Origin of the sequence: Nostoc mirabile CHAB5784 (genome assembly GCF_020829645.1) — a bacterium.
GTDB classification, from domain to species: Bacteria; Cyanobacteriota; Cyanobacteriia; order Cyanobacteriales; family Nostocaceae; genus Nostoc; species Nostoc mirabile.
Genome location: NZ_JAIVFS010000256.1, coordinates 1 through 3,353, shown reverse-complemented (window position 1 = coordinate 3,353; position 3,353 = coordinate 1). Strand labels below are relative to the sequence as shown.

5 protein-coding genes are annotated in these 3,353 nt (G+C 42.8%); 3 read left to right on the top strand and 2 right to left on the bottom strand.

Annotation, left to right across the window (positions count from 1 at the left end):
• Positions 1-261: 261 nt before the first annotated feature.
• The 3 genes from LC653_RS45275 to LC653_RS45265 all read left to right on the top strand — a co-directional run bounded on the left by LC653_RS45275 (position 262) and on the right by LC653_RS45265 (position 1,277).
• On the top strand, positions 262-417 hold the full coding sequence (locus tag LC653_RS45275; protein WP_229501754.1) for a hypothetical protein: 156 nt from the start codon (positions 262-264) through the stop codon (positions 415-417).
• Positions 418-705: 288 nt separating this feature from the next.
• On the top strand, positions 706-942 hold the full coding sequence (locus LC653_RS45270; protein ID WP_229501753.1) for a helix-turn-helix domain-containing protein: 237 nt from the start codon (positions 706-708) through the stop codon (positions 940-942).
• A gap of 56 nt (positions 943-998) precedes the next feature.
• A complete protein-coding gene (locus tag LC653_RS45265; RefSeq protein ID WP_229501752.1) occupies positions 999-1,277 on the top strand; it encodes a hypothetical protein in 279 nt (92 codons plus the stop codon).
• Positions 1,278-1,339: 62 nt separating this feature from the next.
• Here the strand turns inward: LC653_RS45265 and LC653_RS45260 are convergent, their stop codons facing one another.
• Both LC653_RS45260 and LC653_RS45255 read right to left on the bottom strand, forming a co-directional pair.
• Entirely contained in the window at positions 1,340-2,620 is a 1,281-nt protein-coding gene (locus tag LC653_RS45260; protein ID WP_229501751.1) for a sensor histidine kinase, read from the bottom strand.
• An 88-nt stretch (positions 2,621-2,708) separates the two neighbouring features.
• On the bottom strand, positions 2,709-3,242 hold the full coding sequence (locus LC653_RS45255) for a response regulator transcription factor (RefSeq protein ID WP_229501750.1): 534 nt from the start codon (positions 3,240-3,242) through the stop codon (positions 2,709-2,711).
• Between the last annotated feature and the right edge of the window lie 111 nt (positions 3,243-3,353).

Genomic DNA, 3,353 nt, shown 5'->3' with positions numbered 1-3,353 from the left:
CTTTGGAAGCCTTTAGAACAGCTATGTCTTTCCGATTTTTTGATTGGTTGACTCTCAATCGTGACCTGTTTGCTTCTTATAAAGCCAGTTTGGGCTATATTTGGGCTTGATTTTTGTTTAAGTCCCGATAAAGGCGATCGCGATGTTTCTCAGGCAGGCGATCGCCTTTTGATTTACATGAACAACGTTGTGCTTGCACAACGCTCACTCTCTTATTGGCGCAGCCTCATAAAGTAATTCAGAGGCAAAGCGTATCAGCTGATGTCAAAACAGCAGACAGCACAAAGCTGTAGAGAAGATATTGGGATGTTACCGTGTCCTCTGTACAGCCGCGTGGTAACAATTGAAAAGGCGATTGAGGAATTCACAATCGCCTTTGTTCTGCAAAGATTGAAGTTTTTTGCAACCAGTTTTTAGACGTGGTAGGTCATCGGAATCATCTCGCGGTGGCTTGGCCATTACAAGTTTTAGGCTTCCGGCTGCTAGTCCCGGCGGCTTCTGATTTTATTGGTTTCGTAATTAACTTGATTTGGTTAGTTCTATTTCGAGCGTCTCTATATTTAGCTAAAAGGCTAGCGCTCTTTTCCTCTATTCTTAAATTATAAGCTTTAGACCGTCGCTTGTCAAGTGTCATTTTATGGTTTATATTTAAGAGGTGAAAGGTGAGATTAAATATAAGGAGGTAGTTAAGTGAGATCGTGTTTGATGCAAGTTGAGAGGCCGTTACGAAAAGATGTTCCAGGTTTGGGTGAAAAAATTAAACAGGCGAGAAAAGCAGACGGTCGTCCGCTCACAAAGTTAGCTGCACTTGCTGATATGAGCGTTCAGAACTGGTACTCCGTTGAAAATGAAGATATTAAGGTATTACCAGAATCAACCCTTAGAAAAATAGAAGCAGCTTTAGGCGTTGATTTTGACGTTAGTTTTGACGAAGAAAATTAGAAGCGATCACCCCCGGCCAAGAGTGCGATCGCTTAACTACCCCGTAAAGGATAGTCATGTCTACCCTACCAGTTTTACAACTACTCCTTCAAGACAATCCCAACTTATTCACCACAGAAGGTTTATCAGCCTTACTGGAAGACTGTATTCGTCTAAAATATTCCAAACGCCACGAATTCACTTACCCGTCTCTGCTAAACCAACAGGTTTACTTGTCCCTTGCAAACCTTGGTAACGGTAGCAGTGAAGATGAAGAAATCCTTCGCCGCATTCTGTCAGACCCTAAAGGCTGGTGCTTGGATGCCCCACAAGATGTGCAGTGCCTTCTCTGTTAGCGGGTTGTTAAATATAGCTCTTTGTTTTAGATTTTCATTATGAATCATTTCTTAAAGGTGATTTAGGAATTGCTCATTAGCGGTAATTTTATCTGGAACGTCGAGCCTGTACCCTCATTGCTCATCACATAAATATGACCACCGTGAGCCTGGACAATTTGTTGAGTGATCGCTAATCCTAACCCAAATCCGCCGCTTTCTCTGGCACGTTCTGTATCAACTCGGTAAAAGCGATCAAAAATGTAAGGTAAATCTGCCTCTGGAATTCCAATTCCAGTATCGATGACCTGAATTACTGCCCGATCTGGATGAAGTTCTAAGCGTAACCAGACAGTTCCACCAGATGGAGTGTAATTACAGGCGTTATTGATCAAGTTTTCAACAGCTAACCGCAGCAAATCGGGGTCAGCCCACAACTCAATGTGTTGTTCTGGTAAATGGCTGATCAACTTGATCGACGCTTTTGCAGCAACAGTATTGTAATAAATAGCTAAATTCTCTAGCAAGCTATTAAGACTAACCTTTTTGAGAGATTGGGGAGTTAATTTTCCTTGATGCCGAGCCAACAGCAGTAGGTTATTGACCAAGGTACTCATCAACTTGGCGCTATCGATGATGTTCTCCATTGAGGGATGGATTTGGGGATGGTCTGCTGCCATTAGTAACCCAACTTGAGCATTGGTCAAAATCGCAGAGAGGGGCGATCGCAACTCATGAGAAGCATCTGATGTGAAGCGTTGCAGTTGATTATAAGCTAGCTGAACAGGCTGCATAGCTATACCACTGAGTACCCAACCTGTAAGTCCAATTAACCCCAGTGCTACAGGTACAGCAAGGGTTAATATTAACTGAAATTCTCTAAGCTCGTTTTGAGTTTCCGTCAGTGGGATAGCAACTTGCAGATAACCGATAACCGAATTTCCTCCTTGAACAGGTAGTGTAACTTGACGTAGCCAAAGCGTCTCACCTGTAAACTGGTCAACGGACTTAATCGTGAGAAACTCAGATGTTATTTCTAACTTTTGTGGAGGTGGAGTACCAAAAAAACGATTGATTTTGCCATTCGGTTCATACCAGCGAATATAAACTAGTTCAATATCAGCAGGGTGAGAACCACTACCTAATAGCGGTATATTGCTCAGATCGACTTTTTTTTGTCCTTGATCCAGCCGATACTGTGAACTAGCTGCCATTAGCTCTGCTCTTTTATAAAGCAGTTGATCTAATGCTTTGAGCTTGTCTTTTACCTCAAGATTGTAAATGACTCCAGCGAAGAGAATCAGAATGCACCCCATTGAAAGGATAAACCAACGAGCTAAATTACGACGACTGCGGTTAAACACAAATAGAAGAAGAATTCAAAAGTCAGAAGTCAAAATGTAGTTAAATCGGATTAGCATTCTACTTGATTGTAGACTCTGAAATTAAATCTCAAGATGGTTCTGGAGGATTGAGGCGATAGCCCATACCGTAAACAGTTTCAATCCAATGGGCTGCTGCTAATGTTTGCAAACGTTGGCGAAGTTTACGAACTAGCACGGTGATTGAATTGCTTTCTGGCTCACTACCCCACTCCCATACAGCTTGCTCAATCTGGTTACGAGTCAGGACTTGCTTAGGATGACGCATGAAGTACTCTAGCAACTGAAATTCTTGGCTGGAAAGGGATACAATCGCCCCTTGTCGCTCCAAAATTAGTCTATCGAGATGAAGTTCGAGGTCTGCCAAGCAGAGAGTGTCTCCTTGCCAGAGGGGTGATCGCCTCCTCAATGCCCGCACCCGTGCCATGAACTCCACGATATCAATTGGTTTAACGAGGTAATCATCAGCTCCGGCATCTAATCCTATGACTTTATCAGGTGTGGCATCTTTTGCCGTAATCATTAATACGGGAGCTGTTTTTCCCGCCGCCCGATACTGTTGACACAAACTCACTCCACTAATCCGAGGTATAGCCGTAGCCATTTTAATTAGGACGCAGCTTGCTTGAGAACGATTTCCATAGCATCACGTAAATTATCAGATTTAAGTAATAGCTTGCGAATTCTGCTTTTTAAAGTCGCCCAACACTTTTCA

What these genes read in the sequence shown, in the direction of transcription:
- LC653_RS45270 (WP_229501753.1), top strand. Translation starts at nt 706, where the DNA reads ATGCAAGTTGAGAGGCCGTTACGAAAAGATGTTCCAGGTTTGGGTGAA.
- LC653_RS45255 (WP_229501750.1), bottom strand. Translation starts at nt 3,242, where the DNA reads ATGGCTACGGCTATACCTCGGATTAGTGGAGTGAGTTTGTGTCAACAG.
- LC653_RS45275 (WP_229501754.1), top strand. Translation starts at nt 262, where the DNA reads ATGTCAAAACAGCAGACAGCACAAAGCTGTAGAGAAGATATTGGGATG.
- LC653_RS45265 (WP_229501752.1), top strand. Translation starts at nt 999, where the DNA reads ATGTCTACCCTACCAGTTTTACAACTACTCCTTCAAGACAATCCCAAC.